Raw genomic sequence first — 22802 nt, forward strand, 5'->3', positions numbered from 1 at the left:
TGAGCCTTCCGATATCGGCAATATTAGTTGGCAGCCTTGGCTTCGATCTGCTTGGTCTTGGCCGGCGCGGCCGAGATCGCGATCTTGCGGGGCTTCAACTCTTCGGGAATGTTGCGCTTCAGGTCGATGTGAAGCAGACCGTTCTTGAGCGCTGCACCCACGACGTCGACATGATCGGCCAGCTGGAAACGGCGCTCGAAGGAACGAGCGGCAATGCCGCGATAAAGCACTTCGGAACCTTCGCCGTTGGTCTCGTCCTTGCGCTCCCCCTTGATGGTCAGCACGTTGCGATGGGCCTCGATCGAAATCTCATCGTCCGAGAAGCCGGCGACGGCCATGGAAATCCGGTAGGAATCCTCGCCGGTGCGCTCAATGTTGTAGGGCGGATAGCTCTGGCCGCCTTCCGGCTGGGCCAGCGAATCCAGCATCGTGAAGAGACGGTCGAAACCGACGGTCGAGCGATAGAGCGGGGAAAAATCGACATGACGCATGGTGTGTTCTCCTATTGAGCAACATGGTTTGGTTCAGGCGAAACCCTTCCGGCGTTTCCAGTGAACCAGCGACCCCGACATCGGCGGCCACAGCAGACATCTGGGTGTCCATGCAAGACGTTTCAAGGCAACCGTCCCAGTTCTCCGGTCGCATTCCACATGAACACCAGATGAACCGGCTCTTCTGCCGCCGTTCAGGCGGCCGGCGGTAGCTTGAACCCAACATCGAGATCAGCGGCAAGACACCGCCGCCATGAGGCCGACCCGGGTGCAACGTCCCTTCCTCCCGGATCGACAGGAGCCGGAAGCGCTGCGTCACGCGCTTCCGGCTTCAGATATTTCGGGGGACCGCGCATCGCACCGGATTTGCTTTGCATTTTAGCGAATAGCTTCTATCACCTGCTGAAGGCCCGCCCGCGGGTGCGAACCGCTCGAAGCGCCGATGACGGATCTCTTCTACGAACTTGACGGCAATCCCGTCCCCGACAACGCCTTTTCGGGCTTCCTCACCACACGCGACCGCAAGCAGATCCGGTTCGCCAGGTTTGCTGCCATTGGCAGGCCGTTGAAAGGCACCGTGGTCATTCTTCCTGGCCGCAACGAATGCATCGAGAAATATTTCGAGACCGTCCGTGATCTGACCGGCCGCGGCTTCGGCGTGGCCATGCTCGACTGGCGCGGCCAGGGTGCGTCCGACCGGCTGCTCAGGAACCCGCAGCGCGGCTATGTCAAAAGCTTCCAGGATTATGCCAGGGACCTCGAGCAATTGTTCACCGAGGTGGTGCTGCCCGATTGCCGTGGACCCTACTACATCCTTGCGCATTCCGCGGGGGCACTGGTCGCGTTGCTGGCCAGCGCCAACATGGTCAACCGCGTCCAGCGCATGGTGCTGATCGCGCCCTTCCTCGACCTGCCCGACCAGGGCGTATCGATGAAGATGGTGCGTCGCCTCGGCAGCGTACTGACCTATCTCGGCCTTGGCCGCCTCTATGTCGCCTGGGGCCGGCGCAAGCCCCTGCCGACGCCTTTCGAACGCAATCTGCTGACCAGCGATCCCGAGCGCTATCGTCGCAACACCGGGCTTTACCAGGCCTACCCGCAACTGGCACTGGGAGGTCCCACCGTGCGCTGGCTGCGTGCCGCGGCCATCGCCACCGAGGTCGTGCGCGATCCCGGCTTCATGGCGGCGATGAAAATCCCCACGCTGATCGTCGGCGCCGGCAACGACCGTGTTGTCTCGACCCGCGCAGTCGAACATTTTGCTCGCCACATCCGGCTGGGTTCCTTCGTCATGATCGATGGCGCCAAACACGAGATTCTGCAGGAGAAAGACTATTATCGCGAGCAACTGCTCGCCGCTTTCGACGCCTTCATTCCGGGCGGTGAAGCACAAACAGAGCTGGCCTCGAACTGAAACCACCGATCATGGAATGACGGAACCAAGATGATGATCCGCACTTGCCGGTTCACCACCCCAGTGTTTGCCGGCCCAGTGTTCGCCGGTCTTGTGGTTGCCGGCACACTGGCGCCTTCATTCGCCTTGGCCGATGAGCCCGAGCGTGTGGTGCAGGATTGGTATCGGCGGCTCGGCGAATCCGACATCAACGGCCTCGCCGGCCTGATTTCGCCGGATGCCGTCTTCCACACCGAAGCCTCCGGCAAATCGCAGAGCCGCGAGGAATTCATCGCCTACATGGAACAGTCGCAGGACATCCTGGCCAATGCCGAGATCCGCCACAGGCTGCAGGAAAAGGATGTAAACTCGGTCACGATGATCGTCTGCTACGACTTCCAGCCCGGCCTCACGCTGAACCAGGAAATCTACCGCATCGCCAACGGCAAGATCGTCAACGCACGCCAGAAGCGTCTTGCCGAGGATTGCGACGGTTTCTGATCGACCTTGCCACCCTTCCCTCAAGGGTGGGTCAAGCTCGACCAAACCACTCAAATTGCCTGCAGCGAGCCGACCATTCAGCCGCGCAGCGCCTCCACCGCCGCCTCATGCAGCTCCGGCGTCGCCGCCGCCAGGATATCGCCGCCGTTCTCGGCGGGACGTCCATCGAACGTGGTGACGACACCACCCGCCTTCTCGATGATCGGGATCAGTGCCACGATATCATAAGGCTTGAGGCCGGGGTCGGCGACGATGTCGACCGTGCCTGCCGCCACCATGGCGAAGGCATAGCAGTCAGTGCCATAGCGTGACAGCTGCACCTTGGTCTCGAAAAGGTCGAAACGGCTGCGTGCGTCGCCCTTGAACAGAGCGGGCGTCGTGGTGAACAGCGTGGCGTCTTCAAGTTTTGTCGTCTTGCGTGCGGCAAGCTTGCGCGGACCGCCGGGCCCTTCATAGAAGGCGCCATCGGCATTGGCGTAAAACAGTTCGCCCGTGAAAGGCTGGGACATCAGGCCGGCGACGGCGTCGCCGTCGACCGTCAGCCCGACCAGCGTCCCCCACACCGGAAGGCCGGAAATGAAGGCGCGGGTGCCATCGATCGGATCGATCACCCAGACATGACGGCTGGCGAGGTTCTCGCTGCCGTGTTCCTCGCCAAGAATACCGTGATCCGGAAACTCGGCGCCGATTAGGGCGCGGATTGCCCGTTCGGCTTCCCGATCAGCCTCCGTGACAGGATCGAAACCACCGGAGAGCTTGTTGACCACGGCGCCCTGGCTGCGGAAACGCGGCAGGGTTTCAGCCGCGGCCGCGCCGGCGATCCGCCGCATGAAATCGGGGGAAATGTTCAAAGTGCCTCTCCTGGAAACTGCCGGCAGATTGCGCCGCCACGTCTACTTAACAAAAGCGTTGCCGGAATGTCACGCCCGCTGCAGGCAGGCCTTTCCTATTTCATTTTGAATTAATTATCATGTTGACTTTTGTGCAGCGCACAATAACCTCGGAGTTGGACAGGTTCTCCTGTCCATGCCCACCTTGGGCGTTTCCTCCCTAGACTTCGACCGCGTCGTATCCACGATGCGGTCTTTTTTTAGCGAATTTTCCCGATCACTCCGCCGCTTCCGGCAGGTCCAGGAAGTGATGGTCCGGCAGCGCCATCAGGTCGGCCGCAAAGCGCGCCAGATCCTCGGCCAGCGGATCGAATCCCACAGACTTCTGGAAGGTGCGCTCATTCATGTAGAGCCCTCGATTCACCTCGATCTGCAGCGCATGCAGATTGCGCAGTGGCCGCCCATAGTGCTCGGTGATGAAACCGCCGGCATAAGGTTTGTTGTAGGCGACCGAATACCCCATGCTGCTCAGCAGGGAGATCGCCTCCTGCGTCAACAAGGCCGAGGCAGACGTGCCGAAACGATCGCCGATGATGAAGTCGGGGCGCATGCCCTGGTCGCTGGTGCGCACGCTGGCAGGCATCGAATGGCAGTCGATCAGCACCGCATAGCCGAAGCGGGCATGGGTGCCGGCGATCATGCGCTTCAGCGTCTCGTGATAGGGCTTGTAGACACGTTCGATGCGCTGGAAAGCCTCGTCAATCGGTAGCCGCGAGGGATAGATGTCCAGCCCTTCTCCCACCAATCTCGGCACGGTGCCGAGCCCACCGGCTACGCGTGCCGAACGGATATTGCAGTAAGGCGGCACCGGTTCGATGAACATGCGCGGGTCGAGTTCCCACGGTTCCCGGTTCACATCGAGATAGGCCCGCGGGAAATTTGCTGCCAGCATCGGCGCGCCGAGCATGATCGCCGAACCGAACAGCTCATCGACATAACAATCCTCGGAGCGGCGAATGGTGCTGCGGTCCAGCTTGGTCATCGCCAGGAACCGGTGAGGATAGTGGCGGCCGCTGTGCGGAGAATTGAAAACGAAAGGAACGCGCTGTTCTGCGCCCGATCGGATTTCGAAGGGCGGGACGGCAGCAAAATCCTCAGCTGGCGACGTCAAATTTCGGGAACCCATCGCAATGCGTCTGTCATGGCGCCAACGTGCCACCGCGCCGACCTCGTGTCCAGCGTTTCGGCCACCTCCATCGGTTTGAAGCAGGCGAACAGTGGCCCATCATTCACTTGATGTTTACCCTTGCGATTCCATATACAGGATGGTTAACGGGATTGTTCCTCCACAATCTCTGGGGATGATTCGGACGGGACGAGAATGGCACGCATTCTGCTGGCGGAAGACGACGACGATATGCGCCGGTTCCTGGTCAAGGCGCTCGAACGCGCCGGCTATCAGGTCAGTGATTTCGACAATGGCGCCAGCGCCTATGAGCGGCTGCGCGAAGAACCGTTCTCGCTGCTGCTGACAGACATCGTCATGCCCGAGATGGATGGGATCGAGCTCGCGCGCCGCGCCACGGAGATCGACCCGGATCTCAAGGTGATGTTCATCACCGGTTTCGCGGCCGTTGCGCTGAACCCTGATTCCAAAGCGCCGCGCGACGCCAAGGTGCTGTCGAAGCCCTTCCATCTGCGTGACCTCGTCAACGAGGTCGAGAAGATGCTGCACGCCGCGTAAGCGGCCGGCACGGCAGACATCACGATCATTTAAGAACGCGGACACTCTGCAGCCATCGATTCGACTTGGCACGGCGGGTTTTCGCGCAATCATGCTGCTGGCCGCGAAAGGCGAGCTGTCAGAACAGCCGCGTTTTCCCCGGACAGACAAGCATCAGCGCGACATTTTGGATGTCGGCTTTCTTTCCGTGTTCTCGCTATTGACGCGCCGAAACAAAAGTGGTGTATGCGCCCCGTCGGATGGGCGTGTAGCTCAGCGGGAGAGCACTACGTTGACATCGTAGGGGTCACAGGTTCAATCCCTGTCACGCCCACCATCCGAACCCTTCCTTATGTCACTTGCCAAATGTCTTCCCGAGGAAGATCGAATTTGCTTGTGCAATTGCGGACGAAACTACACGGCTGCTGCAAGAAAAGGTTCGCAGCAAATAATCCCTTCGCCGACGATATCAGCCAGGCGTGCAACAAAATTCGCGATGCGGTAGAGTTGCACAAACGGGGGGAGACAAGATGCTCAGGACAGGCTTGGCGGTCGTGCTGTTTGCGATGTTGTCATCAACATCCGCCAATGCGGAAAAGCTGTTCTCATACTTCGTGCAACAGGACAGCCAGCAATCGTTGCTCGTCAGCCCTTGCTCGGAGGAGGAAACGTCAGAGTGCCTGTCTCACAGCCTTTCTTGCGAGAAGGCGTCACGGGGTGAGCCCCAACTCACAGTGATTGCCGACGATGTCGACAAGATGGTGTCGTCGCTGATCGTCGGCACCGGTGGACAGGTGAGTGCGCAGCTGAAACTGGTCGACCGCTCTGTCGACCTGCCTATCAACTCGGTGCGGGCCGATCGCAACGAACTGGATGGCGGCTGGACGGCAACCGTCAGCTTCGACTCCTCCGATGAGCTCTTTGCGGCGATTACCGACAAGAGCTCCGAAGCGGCATCCCTGCTGATTGCCGGAAAGCGCCTCCTTCTGGCGCCGCAGAAGGGCGACGGCAGCAAACTGGCCTCATGGGCGAAAGCCTGTGTCGCCCTGCAGAAGCAGCTTCGGGCGGAATGAAAGACGCAGCAACACGCGGATAACGCGAGTGCATCGCGTCATCGAATGGGAAACCGTACCGATGACCACAAAACGCCTGGGCGGCTGCGCGTGCGGCAAGGTCCGCTATTCCGTATAGGGCGAGCCGTTGCGCGTCGGCATCTGCCATTGCACCGACTGCACAAGTGGCTCGGCCTTCACATTCTATGGCATCTGGCCGTTGGTCGCGTTCAGGTGCGAAGGGCAGACGTCGCTTTATAAAGACTGTAACTTCTCGATTTCTCTCTAACGATGTTGGCGGCGAGCAGTCCCCAGCCAAATGCTGGTAGTGGCCAATAGACTGATTTTACAGCCAACGCCGAAACAAGGATGACACCACCAGCGTACAGGGCCAACATCCAGAGCGGATCATCGGATCCCTCCCAAAGAACCTTCCATAGCGCCATTATAGGCACCGCTATGGTCAGCAAGGAGAAAATCACAAAGGCAAGTATTCCGTAGTCCCTCCACACACCCAGAGCGTTGTGCATGTATGCGCCATATTTGCCGTGATCTCTGATTTGACCGCCATAGTCTCCCGCTAGCGGCGACTTTTCGATCGCCTCCCACCCGCTCCAGAAGTATTTGTTGCGCTCCAGCATCGACGGAGAATTGGATAGGTCGCCAAGCTCGGCATAGCGCTGGATCGTCTCGGTCCTTGTACGATTTGCGGCGTCTTTTGATCCACTCTTTGGTGTCAGGTAGTCGAACATCGCAGGTCCAGCTTTTTCGATCGCGATGTAGGCAGCCGGATAGACTGACACGAGAGCCGCAGTTACGCCCAATGCAAACGCAGCTGGGATAATGTCGAGAAAACGGCGGCGAAATATCTGGATGACAAACCAACCCATCGTAACCGCCGTAGCGGCAATGAGATCGGCTCTCGATGCCGTAAGGAACAGCGTGGCATCCATCACGGCCAGTGTAACGATTTGCCCGGGCAACCGCTTGGCAAAACTAAGTGACAAGATACCGGTGAACAAAACCGCCTGACTAAACCACTGGTAGCCAGCGACACCAGGCTGAACGCCAGCCCATTCCGTTGGGATGAATGAGAAATCCAACGGATCAATGAGCAGGAACGCCGCCAAAGCCATACCGCCCAGGGAAACAGCTGTAGCCTTCTGCAATCGCTGATCGTACTCGATCAAAAATCCCACACAGTAGAGGCCACCCCAGGCAATCAACAACTTGACCGACCCTGTGAACATCTCCTGATCTTGCTGCCATGCATGGCCGAAAAAGCGATAATAGAGCGCGTAGCCGGCCACGCCAGCAAACAGAACCCCCACCGACCCGTGAATGAGCCACGGTCCGCGAGTTATCGCTTTTTTGCATGCGAAGAAACCAAGAACAACCAAGCATAGCAGGGTAGACAATCCCCACCACGCGCCCATGAAAAGTGGTATCGCACCCAGTGCGGCCAGGAGATGGTACGCAAAAAACGCAGGAAAAAGGACCAGATATAGCAGGCCAGCAAGCCGACTATCCGCCCCTAGGGAACCTTCTTCGCTGCTTGCAAAGGTCATAAAGCAAAATCCTCGATACCAGCTTGGCTTTTATGCCTCGTTTTCAAAAATCGCAAGACTATCAAAATATATTGCACAATGGTGGATGCCAGATCAAAATCCTGCAGCCATGAGGCAGAATTATTCGAAATAACTCAATTTAGAGATCGCGCATATAGCAATTTCATCTTTTATTTGATCTGAATAATACTTATATTTCTAAAGAAAGCTGAATTATAAACGAGGGTTTTACCGTTATTAATTTGGATTTTTAAAGAATTATTTATGAATTACCTTTCAATATTCATCGTCATATTCTCTGTCGATAGAATTCGAAAATGCTCGACTGGGAAGTCGGCACACAATTAAATCTGCACAAGAAATGCACCGCAGACACCGAGCCCGGAAACTCCAATCGCTGAATTATTTCGAATTACCTATACATAATTTTGATCAGAGAAATAAACCTGCTTTCTTACATAATCGTCGTTGTTTTGACATTATCAAAAGAAGAATTCATCAAATACGCCTTTACCGTTGCTGTATCTATGAAATTGAACACTAAGGTAGCGGCAGGCGTGCCGAGATGCGAGCGTATCCCGCCATCGAACAGGAGACCGCAGTTTTGACCACAAAACGCTTGGGCGGCTGCGCGTGCGGCAAGGTCCGCTATTCCGTATCGGGGGAGCCGTTGCGCGCCGGCATCTGCCATTGCACCGACTGCAGGCGCACAAGTGGCTCGGCCTTCACCTTCTATGGGATCTGGCCGTTGGTCGCGTTCAGGTGCGAAGGGCAGACGTCGCGCTATAAAGACCGCAGCTTCTGCCCGGCATGCGGCGGCCAGGTGTTCGCGCTCAGCGACACCGAGGCCGAAATCATGGCCGGCACGCTCGATGAAGCGCCGTCCGGTCTCGTCCCGCAATATGAACTCTGGACACCGCGCCGTGAGCCTTGGCTGCATGTCCTCTCCGGAGCCGACCAATTCGTGGGCAACCGCTGACCGGCCGAAGCTACATTCCGTGACCAGGTGATCGGCTCAGATCGGCCGCATCACTCCGGAAGCCCGGCCTTGCGGAAGCCGTCGACAAAGTGCTCCAGCGTTGCGGCGTCGCGAAATGGTTCCGTCGAAGCCCAGTGTCCTGTCGTGAAGTGCGGGTTGCCAACCAGAAACAGTTCGACTTCCACGCGCGCTTCATCGAGCCGGCCCAGTTGGGCCAGGCTGGCCGCCAGGAAACGGCGCGAACTCGTGCGATAGGTTTCATCGCGGCGCAGGGTCTCGATAGCCGCCTCGTAGTTCCTGGACGCATACTGTGCCTGGCCGAGTGTCAGATAGTAGCCGCTCGTCGGAAACGGGTTCAGCCGGAAAGCCTTGCGGATGTGCTCGAGGCCTTCTTCGACCCGCCCGGCGAGCACCGCGATATCGGACAGCGCCATCCATATGTCGGCGTCGCCTGGGTCGAGTTCGACCGCCTTGGCAAATTCCACGTCCGCCCGCGTGAAGTCGCGCTCATAGGCCAACAGGTAAGCCAGCACCCATCGACAGCCGGCATCATCGGGATCGATCTCCACGGCCTTGTGCGCCAATTCCAGGGCAACATTACGATTGGCTTCCGTTGGCCCACCCCAGTGCACCCACCCCATCCAATGGTTCATGGCCAGCCAGCGATAGGCCTCGGCGTATTCCGGGTCGAGCGAAACTGCGCGTGTCAGCATCACATGCACTTCCCGCGCCATCTGCGGAGAATCATCCATCAGCTTGCGTGCCCGCATACAGAGGTCTAGGGCCTCCGCATTCTTTGACTGGTAGCGTGGCTGCGGTGCGCGCAGCCGCCCGAGCAAAGCTTCGACGATCTTGGCTGTGACCTCGTCCTGGACGGCAAAGATATCTTCGAAACTGCGGTCGAAGCGTTCTGCCCAAAGATGCTCGCCACTCACCGCGTCGACGAGTTGAGCGTTGATGCGCACGCGACCCGCCGCCCGGCGCGCGCTGCCTTCCAGCAGGTAGCGCACGCCGAGATCCTGTGCGATCGCGCGCACATCCGTCGCCTTTCCCTTGTAGGCAAAGGCCGAGTTGCGCGCGATGACGAACAGCCCGGAAATTCTGGACAGGTCGGTGATCAGGTCTTCCGCCAAACCGTCCGCGAAGGCTTCCTGCTCGGGATCGTTGCTGACATTGACGAAGGGTAGCACGGCAATGGAGGGTTTTCCTGGCAGCGGCGAAGGTCTGCGCTGCGTGTCATCGCGCTGCTCGACGATGCCCGTGAAGCGGTAGCCGACACGCGGAACCGTGGCGATCCAATCGCCGTTGCCCGCATCGCCGAGTGGGCCTAGCAGCTTGCGAATCTGCGCGATCTGGACGGTGAGATTGCCTTCCTCGACGGCCATGTCCGGCCAGGCCGCATCCATCAGCTCCGCCTTGGCCAGGATGTCCCCAGACCGTTCGACGAGTGCTGACAGCAGCTTCACCCCGCGATAGCCGATGGCAACGGGAACACCGTTGCGGGTGAGCGTTCCCACGTCCGGATCAAGCACAAACGGACCAAAAGTGAAGCGCGCTCCCTGCATGAGCGATCTATAGACCGTTTCCCTTGCGTTCGGAAACAGCTGCAGCGGTGACTTGAGAGAAACGCCACCGCTTGCCGAAACCAGACTGGCAAAATGATCTAGCCCTTTGGTGGTTTTCGGAAATATTTGGGATGGCTAAATTACGATCCCGTTCGTACCTTTCGCACTCTTCCTGTTTCTGGTCGGGGGGCCGGATCCTCAACCATCTGGAGGTTGCGATGAACGATACTCCCCCCGCGATACCGGCCATGAAGGCATGGCGCGCCATCAGCCGGAACGCCAGAACCAAGACTTCTGCCATGCACGTTCTCCGCCTGGTGCTGCTACTCACCGCCGGCACGCCCCTGGCTGCTGTCGCCGCAGCGCAGGAAACCTTCGAGGCGGCACCGTTGCCGCCGGCATTGCCCTGGTCTGGCGCCAGCGAAAAGCTGATCGTCGCCAAAGACGATCCCTGGGTTACGCCTATCGAGAGCAGCGACTTCGTCGAGACCCCCGATTATGCGGCGACGCGCGCCTTTGTGGAGCGGCTGGTTGCGGCATCGCCGCTGCTGTCGATCGAGAATTTCGGCAAGACGGCGGAAGGCCGGGACCTCTATTTCGTGCGTGCGCGCAAGGGCGATGGCGGCAAGCCCGTCCTTCTCGCGCAGGCGGGCATCCATTCCGGCGAAATCGACGGCAAGGATGCGGGCCTGATGCTGCTGCGTGACATCGCCCTCAAGGGCAAGGACACCCTGCTCGACAAGGCCGACCTCGTTTTCGTCCCCATCTTCAACGCCGACGGACACGAGCGCTCCTCAGCTTACAGCCGCCCCAATCAGCGCGGCCCCCAATCGCAAGGCTGGCGCACCACCGCGCAGAATTTCAACCTGAACCGCGACTACCTCAAAGTCGACTCGCCCGAGATGCATTCGATGATCGCGCTTATCCAGCGCATCGACCCGGCGCTCTATCTCGATCTGCACGTCACCGATGGCACCGACTACCAATACGACATCACCTATTCTTTTTCGGGTTGGCGTGGCTACTACGCGAAATCGCCGGCCATTGGCCGGTGGCTCGACACGCGCTTCCGCTCGCAGGTAGACGGCGCGCTCACCAAGAACGGGCACATCCCCGGCTATTATGTGAGCGCGGTCGACAACAGCGCGCCCGACAAAGGCATTCTGCATGAGGCCGACACGCCGCGGTTTTCGACGGGCTATGGCGATTATCGGCGGCTGCCGACCGTGCTGCTGGAGACCCATTCCCTCAAACCCTACCGCCAGCGCGTGCTCGGCACCTATGTCTTTGTCGAGGCCGCACTCAGGCTGCTCGGCGAGGAAGGTACGGCATTGCGCGGCGCGATCGACGAAGATCGCGCCACGCGGCCGAAAACCGCGGTGCTGCGATGGAAGAGCCGCGAAACGCCGCTCTACACGCTCGACGATTTCCTTGGTGTTGCGCACGAAACCTATCGCTCGCCAGCATCGGGCCGCGACGAAGTGCGTTGGCTGGGCAAGCCGATCCGTCAACGCATGCCCGTGTTCGGCGAAGAGCCGGACGTCGAGGTCACGCTGCCGACAGCCTGGTGGGTGCCGCCGTCGGAAGCGCAGGTTATCGAGCGGTTGAAACTGCATGGCATCGCTTTCGAGACGACAGCTTCGCCACGCCGCCTGACGTTGGAAAGGACACGTCTCGTCGATCCGAAGCTCGGCGCCGCCAGTGAAGGCCACATCCCGCTCACAGCGAAATTCGAGCCGGTCCGCCGGGAAGAAACGCTTCCGGCCGGCTCGGTGCGCGTACCCGCAAACCAGCCGCTTGGGCTGCTTGCCGCCGCATTGCTGGAAGCCAAAAGCAGCGACTCCCTGCTCGCCTGGAACTATTTCCCGGGTATTCTCCAGCGCACCGAATATGTCGAAGGCTACGTCATCGCTCCGCTCGCCGAGCGGATGCTTGCCAACGACCCCGCGCTGAAGCGCGAGTTCGAGGCCAAGCTGGCAGCCGATCCCAAATTCGCAGCCGATGGAGACGCCCGGCTGGCCTGGTTTTATGAGCGCACGCCCTATTACGACAGTCGCTACCTCTTGTATCCGGTCGCGCGCGAAGTCCCGAACTGATTGAGCGAAGAACGCAGTTTGCGAGACCCGAATGGGTCTCGCAAACTCATGCCTGCCTGACGATGGTTCCGATCGCATTGACGAGAAGGCGCGACGCGGTTTCCGCTGTCAGCCCAACGATGTCGGCCGGAGGATAGAATTCGACAAGGTCGAACCCGGCGATCCTGGCGCGTCGGCCAACACCCGCGATCAGGTCGATCACCTGGGTGTAAGTGAGGCCGCCCGGCGTGCGTGCCGCCACGCCCGGCATGATCGAGGGATCAAGCCCGTCGCAGTCGAGGGTGACGACCACCTGCGCGCCCTCGGGAATATGCCGCAAGGCAGCGGCGGTGCCCGCCTCATGCACCTCGCGCGCAGTCACGAAACAGCTGCCGTAGCGCCGCGCCGCTTCGATTTCGTTCAGCCGCGCGCTGCCGACGCTGCGCAGGCCAATCTGCACCATGCCGGCGACATGCGGCATCTCGCTCGCCCGGCGCATCGGGCTCGAATAGCCGAAGCGCTCGCCAAGCACCTCGTCTCGCCAGTCGATATGCGCATCGATCTGCAGGATCCAGACCGGTCCGTGCCCGGCAAAGCCGGCCAGGAAAGGGATGACCACGGAATCGTCGCCGCCAAGCAGGATCGGCACCGCCGGCTGCGCCAGGATCTCGCGCGTCTTCGCCTCGATCCGGGCGCGGTTGCCGGCATTGTCATGCATCGTTGTTGCGATGTCGCCGGTATCGACGCAGCAGACCGGCCTGCCCTCGAACAGCGGGCCGCCGATATCGAAATCCCAATGTTCCACAAACGCGGCGTCGTCCTGGCTGGCGGCGCGGATGGCATCAGCGGCTGCGACGTAACCGCTGCTGTCCTTGCCGGGATAGGTGCTGCCATGACCGGCGCTGAAGATGACGATGCGGGGCGTGCTGCCGTCAGCGAGCCGATCGGGAAGGCCAAGAAAGGTTGATGAAGCGGACATGTCTCTATCGCTGTGATGCCAATTGCGCTGAAGTCGTACGAGGTCGAAGCGTTCGCGACGGCAAACTAGCCCATTTGGAAGTTTTGAGAACTATTTGGGCGCCCTTAATTACGACGCTCGCCGCATCCGGCAGAATTCAGCCTCATTGCGAACGAGGGCCGTGCCCTCCACCGTATGGAGGTTGCCATGCATGACACCCTTTGCATCGACCGAGCTCCGGCAAAACATGAGGGATCGGCCATCAGAAAGGCCGAGCGCCGGCGCTACGGGCTGAGCAAGCTGCTAGACGAGATTGCAGCCTGGCAGCAGCGCACGCATTTTCGCCGGGAACTCAAGCGACTGGCCAAGGACATGCCCTACCTGATCGATGACATCGGTCTGACGAAAGAGCAGGTCGAGGAAGAGATCGCCAGATTGCCCTTCTGGCAACGATAGCGAATGCCGAGGCTGGCAGGCAAAACCTACCATGGCATTCGATGGCTATCCCACATTGGTCCGTGAAAACGCGATTGCCGGACGACGATACGCATTGGCTGAGACCTGCCGGTACAGCCAATGGAACACCGGCACCAGAACCAGTGTCATCACCAGCGGCTTGAACCATGGGTTCAACGCGGCATGCAGGTTGCGGTCTATGCCCGTCCATCCGCACATAAACACGATAGCACCTAAGACCAGCGGGAGGTTCCAGGTCTCGTTTCTGGTCCTCATCAGGGAAAGCGCAAGCGCGGTCGGCGCAACGAGCATGACGTAGGTATTGGATTCGACCCTGGGGTTGAAAACGGTCATGTAATAAGCTGCCAGAAGGAAGACGGTGAACGCACTCAGCCGGCGGTCATCCTTGCGGAGCAGCCACAGCGAGGCGAGCAACACCGCACCACCCGCCATCATCCGCAGCACGATGGTCACGCCAGCCGGCACCGAAATATCCAGCGCCGTGAGCAGCCCGGTGAAGTCGGCGGCCTCGAAGGTCCCGGATTTGTTTGCTCCCATCGAGGTCAGCAGCTTGAAGAACTCGGCATGCTGCGCGTTCACATAGTCCGTAGGCGCGAAAGCATAGGGAATTGCGAAAACCAATCCGATCGCCAGAAGAAGGAAAGGAACGAGCCGCAACCGCAGGGCACCGACCAGCAGAACCACGACGATCGCGGTCGGCTTGGCAATGAGGGCCAGCAGCGCCCAGAACACGGTCTCGGCCCGACGATTGCCCAAGGCCGATAGGGTCAGCAGCCAGCAGGCCGCCGTCAGCAACACGGTGGCCTGTCCGTTGCGAATGGCACCGAGCGACAGCGGAATGGCCAGGAAGAAGGCAAGTGACGCAATCTCGACCGCCTTGGCCTGGTCTAAGATGCGGGCCTGCCTGATGATCGCAAAAGTCAGCAGGCTGACGCCGAGAAGCCGCCACAAGATCCCGCCCGCTTCTGATCCGAGCCAGGCGAAAGGCGTGTAGAGCGCGGCGAATGCCGGCGTGTACAGATACCCCATCGCGCTGTTCAGATCGTAGAGCGGCCGGCCCTGATGGAACATTGCCGTTCCGAACTCATAGGCCGGCAGCACGGAATGTGATTGCGGTTTGAGGGCTGCTAGGCAGACTGCAGTCACAACGGTGAGAAGCCACAGCAGGAACCCGCTGCGCTCATAAAGCACTTTCAAAGACTGCACGATCGACCCCAAACCCCAGCGCACGAAGCATACATGCGCAACGCCTAATGCGCCGCTAACATCGGCAACTTTAGGGTGTCCATCGATCCCTTATTGGTCCAGCCGCCTTCAGCGTCGTGGCAATCGATGGGAGCGCTTTCCGCGCAGCGCTCCTACATCATCTTTCATGGGAGTTTTGTGACGTCTCGCACCGGCTTCGCAGCCTCTGGAGTGGTTCCGTTTTTCACGGAAACGCGGAAACGCTCCAGGTGTTGTTTTCGCCGCATTTTCGCAACGCCAAGTGATTCCACTTGGCTAAAAAATGCTCTAGCTTTCCAGCCATACCTTTTCGAAATGCTGCTCAAGCGCTTGATGCTGTTCGCAATTGTGCACGCCGGTGCGGAAGCTGCGGTAGACCGAGCGCCAGTAGGGCTGGATGATGATGCCGGCATCGCGCAGGTTCTGTTCGATCTTGCCCATCACCTCCTGCCGCTGTTTCGCCTCCGGCATGGCCAGCGCCTTGTCGAGCAGCTCGTCGAATTCCCGGTTCGAATAGGCGCTTTCGTTCCAAGCGGCGCCGGAGCGATAGGCAAGCGCCAGCACCTGCACGCCGAGCGGCCGCCCGAGCCACTCCGTGCAGGAGAAGGGATATTTGCTCCAGTCGTTCCAGAAGGTGGCGGCCGGCAACACGGTACGTTTCACCTTGAGGCCGGCATCGCGCATCTGCGCCGCGATCGCATCGCCGGACGACTTCTGCCACTCGACATCGACCGAGATCAGGTCGAACTCGTGATCGCCTTTACCGGCTTCCTTGAGCAGCGCCTTCGCTTCGTCGACCTTGCGCACGGCAGGGCCGATATCGGCATATTCGGGATGCATCGGCCCGACATGGTGGTTGTCGGCCGGCTTGCCGCGATCGTCGAGCGCGATCTTCAGCACCGCGCTGTTGTCGACGGCCAGCTGCGCCGCGCGCCGCACCTTGACGTCGTCATAGGGCGCGTTGTTGACGTTGAAGCGCGCCACGATCGTCGAGCCGGTCGCGATCTCGGATTGGCCGAGCCCGATCGCCTCGGTCTGCGACAGGATATCGGCCGAGGTCTCGTGGTTGGTGTCGATCTCGCCGGATTCGAATGCAGACAGCATCGGGCTCGGGTCCGAGCCGTAGTCGATCCACCTGATGCCATCGAGATGAATCTCGCCCTTCCACCACGTCTCCTTGCGCTTGACCTCGGCACCGGTCTCGGCATCCCAGTTGACCAGTTCGAACGGGCCGGTGGTGATGGCCAGCGCCTTCTTCGGATCGCCGTCGCCCTGATAGGAGCGGTGCATGATCAGGCCCGGATAGTCGGCCATGCCGGCGATCAGCGAGATATCCGGCTTCGGCAGGTTGAGACGCACGGTATGGTCGTCGACACGTTCGATACCGCCGGCGACAGCCTTCTTGGAGTTGGTGTCGACCAGCGCCCCCATGCGCGCGGCCAGTGAATTGCCGGCGACATCGGCCTCGCACCAGCGGTTCAGATTGTGGATGACGTCGTCGGCGTTGAAGGCATCGCCGTTCGACCAGCTGATGCCTTTGCGCAGCTTCAACGTCAGCGTCCTGGCATCATCGCTCATCTCCCAGGCTTCCAGCAGCCAGGGCTCGAAGCTGAAATCGCGGTTCCATCGCACCAGATATTCATTGCAGTGGCGCGCGATGTTCGACATCTCGACACCGTCGAAAGTCCGCGGATCCTTGAACCCCTTGACGTTCATGGCGACCTTCAGCACCCCGCCCTTCTTCGGTTCTTCGGCGCGGGCGGGTGTCGGCGCGATCCCGCCGAGCGCGAAGGCGCCGGCAGCACTGACACCAAGCGCCGCCATGGCGGCGAGATACTCGCGCCGGTTCATCGCGCCTTTCCTGAAGTCGTTCGCCGTCGGCTCGGCGCGCGGGTGCAGCGGCCGGTCGGTCAACATCAGCTTGATCATGGCTCTCCCCTGCCTGACCCCGGCTTGTTGGATGGCTTTGATGCCGGGCGTTCTTGCTGGGACGAAGAATAAGTTCGTGGCGGGATCGGGACTGTTCCATTCCCCGCAAATCTTGTGCGCTGTTCCGCAACCTGTCGAGCGCAAGGACTGCGAGGATGAGCCGCCGGCGGGTCAGTATGGCCAGCGGCCCTCGCCCAGTGCTGCAAGCGCCGCCACGATATCGGCCATCGCCTCGCCCGCTCGCTTGGCGCTCCGGCGGGCGCGCAGGAAACTGTGCGTGAGGCGCCCCTCATTGAGCCACGCTGCCATGCCGCCGCTGGCGAGGATGCGGTCGCAATAGCTTTTTCCGTCCGACGCCAGCGGGTCGCATTCGGCGGTGACGATCACCGTCGGCGGCAGTCCTGCAAAATTGCTGTCCCGGAGTGGTTCCAGCGTCGCGTCGCCTGGTCGCGCCGCATGGCCGGTGCGCACCTGCCTGTAGAAATCGAGGTCCGCCGTCGATAGCAGCGGCGCCTCGGCATGCTCGAGATAAGATCCCGCCGCGGGATCGCCGCCAAGGCTCGGATAGATCAGCACCTGGCCAATGGCCGGTCTTGCCCGGCCCCGCGCCGCATGGGCCACGGCGGCGGCCAGGTTGCCGCCGGCGCTCTCGCCACACAACACGATCGGCAGTTCGCAGCCTGCCGTAAGCCAGTCGAAGGCAACGACGGCGTCTTCGAAGGCAGCGGGATGCAGGTGTTCCGGTGCCAGGCGGTAGTCGACCGAGATCACCGCAAAGCCGGTCGCGTCGCAAAAATCGGCGCAGACATCATCATGGCTGTCCAGTCCGCCGAACACGAACCCGCCGCCATGGAAATAGAGGATGGCCGCCCGCGGCGAGCGGCCATCCAGCCGGTAACGGCGAAACGGGATGATGCGATCGGCCAACGTGATCGCGCCATCCTCGGTTTCGACCCCGGCAGGACGACCCGTATGGAAGGCGGCCGCCATCTCGTCATAAAGGACACGCTCCCGCTCGACAGGCATGTCGACAGCGGTGGGGAGATATCTGGCGTTCACCGTGTCGATATAGGCCCAGTATTCCGGGTCGAGCAGTGCCGCGTATTTCCCGCGCTCCATCGTCTCAAGGTCCAGTTCGGCGTCTCGTCACAGGGCCTCGTAGAGTTCCGCCGCATTTTCATAGGTAAAGCGCATCGGCACAGAGCCCTCGACCTGCCAGGCCGCAACGACCTCCCCGGCCATCAGCCGGCATGCCGAGTCTGTGTCGGCCACCGCGCCGCCATAGAGGCGGTTGGCAAGGTTGAGGACCGCCGTCTGATGCATGGCGGCGCTGCCGCTGCCGCAGGCGTCCTTGACCAGCAGCACGCGAAAGCCGGCGGTCACTGCGTCCCGCACCGTGGCGTCGATGCAGGCCTCGGTCCAGACCCCGGCAACGATCAGCCATTCGATGCCCCTTGCCTTCAGGAGCTCGACGGTCTCGGCCGCACGGAAGGCACTGGCATGCGCCTTGATCAGCAGCGTCTCGCCGTCACCCGGCGCCACCTCGGCGCAGATCGCCGTCAGCGGATCGCCCTTGCCGGAAAAAGCCGATTTGCCGTTTCCATCGAGGGGATGGAACGGCCGCTCCTGCGTGTCGAGATCGACGATGTAGGCCCAATGATAGAGCGACACGCCATTTGCCCGCGCCGCGGCCTGTAATCGCTGGACATTGGCAAGCAGATTGGAAAAGCCTTCGACCAGATAGCGACTGTCCTTGCGGTGCTCTTCCTGCAGGTCGATGAAGACGGCCGCTGCCGTACCGCGCCGGATCGAAACGGGCGCCTTCATCAGGCATGGCCCTCGAGGAATTCGTCCTCGTAGGGAAAGCGAGACAGCAACTCCGTCCCCGTTTCGGTGATCAGCATTTCGTCCTCCAGCTTGACGCCCTCGCGCCCGCCTTTCTCGCCGATATAGCTCTCGACCGAAACCACCATGCCCGGCTGCATGATCCCGTCGCGGCCATAGGTTTCATAGTCCATGGAATGTGCGATGAACGGCGTCTCGCCATGCATGCCGACCCCGTGCATCACCGAGGTGTAGCGCTGGTCGACGAAACGGTCCGGGATCTTCCAGGCCTTCTCGGCGATCTCCCGGAACGCCATGCCCGGTTTCACGATCGAGATGTTGTGCTGCACTTGGTCATGGGCCATGCGGTAGAGCATCTTCTGGTAGTCGCTCGGCTTGCCCGGCCCGCAGCGGAAGGTGCGGGAGAAATCCGAATAGTAGCCGTAGCAACCGATCGTATCGGTATCGAGCGCCACCAGCTCACCGGGCCGTACCTTGCGACCGCTTGCCTCGTTGAACCACGGGTTGGTGCGCTGGCCGGACGTCAAAAGCCGCGTCTCGATGAACTCGCCGCCCTGCCGGATCACTTCATGATACATGATGGCGAAGAGCTCGTTCTCGGCGACACCGGGCTTGATCGCTTCGCGCACCGCCGCGACGGCGGCCTCTGCGCCAGCCATCGAGGCGACGAGGCATTTCACTTCCTGCGGCGTCTTGATCGCACGCACGGCCAGAATCTCGCCCTGGCAATCCTTCACCTCGCAGCCGCGTTTCTGCAACGCCAGCGCCTGCAGGTGGCTGCAGCGATCCAGGCCGAGCTTCATCGAACCGCCGCCGTGCATTTTCAGGAGATCGGCGATCTCGTCGGCGAACGGCCCCGCCGTCTCGTCGTCACGGCCGGAGACCGAGGACCATACCAGTTTCGAGGGCCTCGCCTCGTCGACCGTGTCGAGCACCATGGAGACATGATAGCTCTGCGGATATTCGAACAGCACGATCGGTCCTTCGGTCGGGATGAAGAAGTAGCGGGTCGAGTTGCGCAGGAAGTAGCCGAACATGTTGCGCGAGCCCGTGGCGTAGCGCTGGTTGTACGGGTCGAACAGCACCACGGCGCCATACCCAGCTTCACGCATCCAGCTGCGCAGCCGTTCGAGCCGTTCCTTTCTCAGCGCCACCGCATCGATGAAGGAAGGCTCGGTGTCGGAAAGCCACATGCCACCGGCAGGATCCGCGGTCGCCGGGTGGCGCATGCGGTCCTTGAAATCGACATCTTCGGTGCTGTCGGGGTCGAAAACCACAATGCTCATGCCTGGCTCCCAAGAGCGTTTCCGATTTTCGGAAACGCGGAAACGCTCTAACTCTTTGTTTTTACGCAATTCTGGACGGAAAACCGCTACGCACTTTTCCTGGAATTGCTCTGAAGCCTCGGACAATGAGCCAAACCGCAAATTGGAATTGTGCGGAAAGCCGCAATGATCGTGCAGTACTCCGCTCATTAGTATCGGCGTGCCGCCTTCGGCGTATGGCCGTATTGTTCGCGAAAGGCGCGGGCAAAGCTCGACATGGAAGCGAAGCCGCAGGCTAGTGAGACATCCCGCACCGCAAGCGTCGAATGCGCCAGCAGATCGGCGGCGCGTTTCAGGCGCAGCCGGCGATAATAGCTGTTCGGCGAGGCTGAAAGCTCGCTGCGAAAGCTGCGCTCCAGCCGATCCGGCGATACGCCCAGCCGCTGCGCCAGATCGGCCATGGCAAGCCGCTCCTCGACGGCGTCTTCCATGATGGCGATGGCCGACAGCACCAGTTCATTGCGCACACCGGTGCGCAGCCGCAGCGGCATCAGCTTGCGATCGACGCTCGATCGCAACGGGCTGTGCACGAACCACTCGGCAACGCCGGCGGCGAGTTCAGCGCCATAATCGCCGGCAATGATCTCAAGCATCATGTCCAGGCTGCCGACGCCGCCCGCGGAGGTAAAACGCCTGCGGTCTATGACATAGAGGTCACGTCGCAGGTCGATCTCGGGAAATGCTTCCGTGAAGGCGGCCTGGCTCGTCCAGTGCAGGGTACAGGCATGGCCGTCGAGCAGGCCGGCCCGCGCAAGGAAGAAAGCTGCATCGGCCACCGCGCCGAGATGCGTGCCGCCGCGCAGGCTTTTGCGGATCCAGCTGATGGCGTCGGATGCGACGAGGTTGTCGGCATTGCCACCAGAACAGACCACGATACGGTCGGCTTTCGGACTGGCGGTTGCCGCGAAACCGGGCTGTATGACGACGCCATTGGACGCTTCGACCGGTCCGCGGTCGGCGCCCACGATGATCCAGCGATAACATTCCTTCTTCGCCAGAGCGTTGGCCGCGCGCAGCGGCTCGACGATCGAACTGAACGCCATCATCGGAAACTGCGGGAACACCAGGACGGCGAAAGTAATCGGCGCGTTGCTAGCCATCGATATGATCTTGGCGGGGCTGCGGTTCTTGTCGGGCGTCGACGACACCTCACGCGCGATGAGAAATTACTGGGCGCGTCGAAGTCAATCCCCTGTCGCCAGACCCATCCCTGCGTCAGGTGATGGCGATGTTTGCTGGCGAAGCAAAGCGCCTGATGACGCATCCGGTGAGAATGATGAAATGCTGCTCTTGCCAGCCATTTCGGAATTGATCATACTCCGTGAATAATTCCGGCCGATGCTTGCGATCGAGCGGATTTCACAACGTTCCAGACATCCTGAAGCGATCGGGAGGGCGCATCGGGATGGCCGGCCGGTAAAGGCACAGGCCGTGGAACAGCATCGGAGAAGGACATTCAGGTTTCATCGCGGCCATGCACCGTACAGTGCGGGCCGGGTTGGGAGGTAACCGGCGACAGCCGGTCATATGACAGCAACAAGGGAGGAAGTTCATGTTGCGCAAACTGCTTATCGGAACGATGCTCGGCTCGGCGCTCACCGCCGGCTATGCCGCGTCGACCTATGCCGCTGGCGGCTCGGTCGAAGTGCTGCATTGGTGGACCTCAGGTGGTGAGGCCGCCGCGCTCGACGTTCTGAAGAAGAAGCTCGAAAGCCAGGGCGTCACCTGGAAGGACATGCCGGTGGCTGGTGGTGGCGGCGAAGCGGCCATGACCGCACTGCGCGCCCGCGTCACCGCCGGCGATCCTCCGACCGCCGTGCAGGCTCTCGGCTTCGACATCACCGACTGGGCCAAGCAGGGCGTCGTCGGCGATCTCGGCGAAGTGGCTGACAAGGAAGGCTGGGACAAGGTGGTCCCGACCGCGCTGCAGAACTTCGCCAAGCATGACGGCAAGTGGATCGCGGCGCCGGTCAACGTGCACTCGACCAACTGGGTCTGGATCTCCAAGAAAGCGCTCGACGCCGCCGGCGGCAAGGCACCGGAGAACTGGGACGAGCTGGTCGCCATGCTCGACAAGATGAAGGCAAACGGCATCACGCCGCTCGCCCATGGCGGCCAGGCCTGGCAGGATGCCACCATCTTCGACGCCGTCGTGCTGTCGCTTGGCACCGACTTCTACAAGGCTTCGATGATCGACAACGATCCCGCCGCCCTTGGTGGCGAGAAGATGGTCGAAGCCTTCGATCGCATGGCCAAGCTCAAGAGTTATGTCGACAAGGACTTCTCCGGTCGTGACTGGAACCTGGCCTCGGCCATGGTCATCGAGGGCAAGGCCGGCATGCAGATGATGGGTGACTGGGCCAAGGGCGAATTCCTCAAGGCCGGCCAGAAGCCCGGTTCGGACTTTGTCTGCATCCGCTTCCCCGGCACTCAGGGGGCTGTCACCTTCAACTCCGACATGTTCATGATGTTCAAGGTCGGCGACGACAAGAAGGCGGCGCAGCTCACCATGGCGTCCGACATCGAGAGCCCCGACTTCCAGTCGTCGTTCAACGTGGTGAAGGGCTCGGTGCCGGCGCGCACCGACGTGCCGGACACCGCTTTCGACGATTGCGGCAAGAAAGGCATCAAGGACCTGGCCGAAGCCAACTCGTCCGGCAAGCTTTTCGGTTCGATGGCGCATGGCTACGCCGTGCCGGCAGCGGTGAAGAACGCCATGTATGACGTGATCACCCGCCACTTCAACGGCGAACTGGACTCCAAGGCCGCAGCCGCCGCCCTGGTCGAGGCCGTTGCCGCTGCCAAGGGCTGATAGAGCTTGAATCCTCGTGCCCCGGCTCCGGCCGGGGCACCGTTTTTTCAAACCG

The 22802-nt window shown here is 60.9% G+C and carries 20 protein-coding genes, 1 tRNA gene and 1 pseudogene; 10 read left to right on the top strand and 12 right to left on the bottom strand.

Annotation, left to right across the window (positions count from 1 at the left end):
- Positions 1–23: 23 nt before the first annotated feature.
- Positions 24–491 (bottom strand): Hsp20 family protein, encoded by a 468-nt coding sequence (locus AC3WTO_RS18825; protein ID WP_101938661.1) that lies wholly within the window; start codon positions 489–491, stop codon positions 24–26.
- 442 nt (positions 492–933) lie between these two features.
- Here AC3WTO_RS18825 and AC3WTO_RS18830 point away from each other — a divergent pair, with 442 nt between their 5' ends.
- Positions 934–1905, top strand: coding sequence for an alpha/beta fold hydrolase (locus tag AC3WTO_RS18830; RefSeq protein WP_492462334.1), 972 nt, complete (start codon positions 934–936; stop codon positions 1903–1905).
- Between the two features lie 30 nt (positions 1906–1935).
- Positions 1936–2385, top strand: a complete 450-nt coding sequence (locus AC3WTO_RS18835; RefSeq protein WP_492462336.1) for a nuclear transport factor 2 family protein — start codon at positions 1936–1938, stop codon at positions 2383–2385.
- Positions 2386–2462: 77 nt separating this feature from the next.
- On the opposite strand, the gene hisN is transcribed toward AC3WTO_RS18835, so the two are convergent.
- Both hisN and AC3WTO_RS18845 read right to left on the bottom strand, forming a co-directional pair.
- Entirely contained in the window at positions 2463–3215 is a 753-nt protein-coding gene (gene hisN, locus AC3WTO_RS18840) for a histidinol-phosphatase (protein ID WP_492462758.1), read from the bottom strand.
- 277 nt (positions 3216–3492) lie between these two features.
- Positions 3493–4401: an N-formylglutamate amidohydrolase gene (locus AC3WTO_RS18845; protein ID WP_492462338.1), complete on the bottom strand. Its 909-nt coding sequence runs from the start codon at positions 4399–4401 to the stop codon at positions 3493–3495.
- A gap of 195 nt (positions 4402–4596) precedes the next feature.
- Here AC3WTO_RS18845 and cpdR point away from each other — a divergent pair, with 195 nt between their 5' ends.
- From cpdR to AC3WTO_RS18865, 4 genes and pseudogenes are all read left to right on the top strand, one after another.
- The gene (cpdR, locus tag AC3WTO_RS18850; RefSeq protein WP_018429348.1) at positions 4597–4959 is read left to right on the top strand and encodes a cell cycle two-component system response regulator CpdR; all 363 of its coding nucleotides are present in this window, start codon (positions 4597–4599) and stop codon (positions 4957–4959) included.
- Positions 4960–5200: 241 nt separating this feature from the next.
- A tRNA-Val gene (locus AC3WTO_RS18855) sits at positions 5201–5275 on the top strand.
- 208 nt (positions 5276–5483) lie between these two features.
- The gene (locus tag AC3WTO_RS18860; protein WP_492462341.1) at positions 5484–6011 is read left to right on the top strand and encodes a hypothetical protein; all 528 of its coding nucleotides are present in this window, start codon (positions 5484–5486) and stop codon (positions 6009–6011) included.
- Between the two features lie 61 nt (positions 6012–6072).
- A pseudogene (locus AC3WTO_RS18865) lies at positions 6073–6264 on the top strand (GFA family protein); the annotation flags it as partial.
- Here the strand turns inward: AC3WTO_RS18865 and AC3WTO_RS18870 are convergent.
- Positions 6221–7558 carry a hypothetical protein gene (locus AC3WTO_RS18870; RefSeq protein WP_492462343.1) on the bottom strand — a complete coding sequence of 446 codons (1338 nt, stop codon included), beginning with the start codon at positions 7556–7558 and terminating at the stop codon, positions 6221–6223. The pseudogene AC3WTO_RS18865 and the gene AC3WTO_RS18870 overlap by 44 nt on opposite strands.
- A gap of 565 nt (positions 7559–8123) precedes the next feature.
- Between AC3WTO_RS18870 and AC3WTO_RS18875 the strand changes: the two genes are divergently transcribed.
- Positions 8124–8537, top strand: a complete 414-nt coding sequence (locus tag AC3WTO_RS18875; RefSeq protein ID WP_492462345.1) for a GFA family protein — start codon at positions 8124–8126, stop codon at positions 8535–8537.
- A 50-nt stretch (positions 8538–8587) separates the two neighbouring features.
- On the opposite strand, the gene AC3WTO_RS18880 is transcribed toward AC3WTO_RS18875, so the two are convergent.
- Positions 8588–10102: a winged helix-turn-helix domain-containing tetratricopeptide repeat protein gene (locus AC3WTO_RS18880; RefSeq protein ID WP_492462347.1), complete on the bottom strand. Its 1515-nt coding sequence runs from the start codon at positions 10100–10102 to the stop codon at positions 8588–8590.
- A gap of 218 nt (positions 10103–10320) precedes the next feature.
- On the opposite strand from AC3WTO_RS18880, the gene AC3WTO_RS18885 reads away from it, so the two are divergent.
- Positions 10321–12198: a M14 family metallopeptidase gene (locus tag AC3WTO_RS18885; protein ID WP_492462349.1), complete on the top strand. Its 1878-nt coding sequence runs from the start codon at positions 10321–10323 to the stop codon at positions 12196–12198.
- 46 nt (positions 12199–12244) lie between these two features.
- Here AC3WTO_RS18885 and AC3WTO_RS18890 read toward each other — a convergent pair whose 3' ends face one another.
- Complete coding sequence (locus AC3WTO_RS18890; RefSeq protein ID WP_492462351.1) at positions 12245–13156, bottom strand: agmatinase; 912 nt, start codon at positions 13154–13156, stop codon at positions 12245–12247.
- Positions 13157–13342: 186 nt separating this feature from the next.
- On the opposite strand from AC3WTO_RS18890, the gene AC3WTO_RS18895 reads away from it, so the two are divergent.
- Positions 13343–13591 carry a DUF1127 domain-containing protein gene (locus AC3WTO_RS18895; RefSeq protein ID WP_492462353.1) on the top strand — a complete coding sequence of 83 codons (249 nt, stop codon included), beginning with the start codon at positions 13343–13345 and terminating at the stop codon, positions 13589–13591.
- A 45-nt stretch (positions 13592–13636) separates the two neighbouring features.
- Here the strand turns inward: AC3WTO_RS18895 and AC3WTO_RS18900 are convergent, their stop codons facing one another.
- From AC3WTO_RS18900 to AC3WTO_RS18925, 6 genes are all read right to left on the bottom strand, one after another.
- Positions 13637–14818 (bottom strand): glycosyltransferase family 87 protein, encoded by a 1182-nt coding sequence (locus AC3WTO_RS18900; protein WP_492462355.1) that lies wholly within the window; start codon positions 14816–14818, stop codon positions 13637–13639.
- Between the two features lie 306 nt (positions 14819–15124).
- Positions 15125–16762: an ABC transporter substrate-binding protein gene (locus AC3WTO_RS18905; protein WP_492462759.1), complete on the bottom strand. Its 1638-nt coding sequence runs from the start codon at positions 16760–16762 to the stop codon at positions 15125–15127.
- A gap of 174 nt (positions 16763–16936) precedes the next feature.
- Positions 16937–17884, bottom strand: coding sequence for an alpha/beta hydrolase fold domain-containing protein (locus AC3WTO_RS18910; RefSeq protein WP_492462357.1), 948 nt, complete (start codon positions 17882–17884; stop codon positions 16937–16939).
- Between the two features lie 27 nt (positions 17885–17911).
- The gene (locus AC3WTO_RS18915) at positions 17912–18592 is read right to left on the bottom strand and encodes an isochorismatase family protein (protein ID WP_492462359.1); all 681 of its coding nucleotides are present in this window, start codon (positions 18590–18592) and stop codon (positions 17912–17914) included.
- Entirely contained in the window at positions 18592–19896 is a 1305-nt protein-coding gene (locus AC3WTO_RS18920) for a M24 family metallopeptidase (protein WP_492462361.1), read from the bottom strand. The genes AC3WTO_RS18915 and AC3WTO_RS18920 overlap by 1 nt, the downstream gene beginning before the upstream one ends.
- A 188-nt stretch (positions 19897–20084) precedes the next feature.
- On the bottom strand, positions 20085–21035 hold the full coding sequence (locus tag AC3WTO_RS18925) for a GlxA family transcriptional regulator (protein WP_492462364.1): 951 nt from the start codon (positions 21033–21035) through the stop codon (positions 20085–20087).
- Positions 21036–21487: 452 nt separating this feature from the next.
- On the opposite strand from AC3WTO_RS18925, the gene AC3WTO_RS18930 reads away from it, so the two are divergent.
- Positions 21488–22747, top strand: a complete 1260-nt coding sequence (locus AC3WTO_RS18930) for an ABC transporter substrate-binding protein (protein WP_492462366.1) — start codon at positions 21488–21490, stop codon at positions 22745–22747.
- Positions 22748–22802 lie beyond the last annotated feature (55 nt).

The sequence above is a fragment of the Mesorhizobium sp. EU05-FHT14A09 genome (genome assembly GCF_058790995.1).

Bases quoted from the DNA above. Each gene is read 5' to 3' on its own strand.
- AC3WTO_RS18885 (WP_492462349.1), top strand. From the start codon at position 10,321: ATGAACGATACTCCCCCCGCGATACCGGCCATGAAGGCATGGCGCGCC.
- AC3WTO_RS18920 (WP_492462361.1), bottom strand. From the start codon at position 19,896: ATGAGCATTGTGGTTTTCGACCCCGACAGCACCGAAGATGTCGATTTC.
- AC3WTO_RS18875 (WP_492462345.1), top strand. From the start codon at position 8,124: ATGCGAGCGTATCCCGCCATCGAACAGGAGACCGCAGTTTTGACCACA.
- AC3WTO_RS18890 (WP_492462351.1), bottom strand. From the start codon at position 13,156: ATGTCCGCTTCATCAACCTTTCTTGGCCTTCCCGATCGGCTCGCTGAC.
- AC3WTO_RS18830 (WP_492462334.1), top strand. From the start codon at position 934: ATGACGGATCTCTTCTACGAACTTGACGGCAATCCCGTCCCCGACAAC.
- cpdR (WP_018429348.1), top strand. From the start codon at position 4,597: ATGGCACGCATTCTGCTGGCGGAAGACGACGACGATATGCGCCGGTTC.
- AC3WTO_RS18915 (WP_492462359.1), bottom strand. From the start codon at position 18,592: ATGAAGGCGCCCGTTTCGATCCGGCGCGGTACGGCAGCGGCCGTCTTC.
- hisN (WP_492462758.1), bottom strand. From the start codon at position 3,215: ATGCGGCGGATCGCCGGCGCGGCCGCGGCTGAAACCCTGCCGCGTTTC.
- AC3WTO_RS18925 (WP_492462364.1), bottom strand. From the start codon at position 21,035: ATGGCTAGCAACGCGCCGATTACTTTCGCCGTCCTGGTGTTCCCGCAG.
- AC3WTO_RS18845 (WP_492462338.1), bottom strand. From the start codon at position 4,401: ATGGGTTCCCGAAATTTGACGTCGCCAGCTGAGGATTTTGCTGCCGTC.
- AC3WTO_RS18825 (WP_101938661.1), bottom strand. From the start codon at position 491: ATGCGTCATGTCGATTTTTCCCCGCTCTATCGCTCGACCGTCGGTTTC.
- AC3WTO_RS18910 (WP_492462357.1), bottom strand. From the start codon at position 17,884: ATGGAGCGCGGGAAATACGCGGCACTGCTCGACCCGGAATACTGGGCC.
- AC3WTO_RS18930 (WP_492462366.1), top strand. From the start codon at position 21,488: ATGTTGCGCAAACTGCTTATCGGAACGATGCTCGGCTCGGCGCTCACC.
- AC3WTO_RS18895 (WP_492462353.1), top strand. From the start codon at position 13,343: ATGCATGACACCCTTTGCATCGACCGAGCTCCGGCAAAACATGAGGGA.
- AC3WTO_RS18880 (WP_492462347.1), bottom strand. From the start codon at position 10,102: ATGCAGGGAGCGCGCTTCACTTTTGGTCCGTTTGTGCTTGATCCGGAC.
- AC3WTO_RS18870 (WP_492462343.1), bottom strand. From the start codon at position 7,558: ATGACCTTTGCAAGCAGCGAAGAAGGTTCCCTAGGGGCGGATAGTCGG.
- AC3WTO_RS18835 (WP_492462336.1), top strand. From the start codon at position 1,936: ATGATGATCCGCACTTGCCGGTTCACCACCCCAGTGTTTGCCGGCCCA.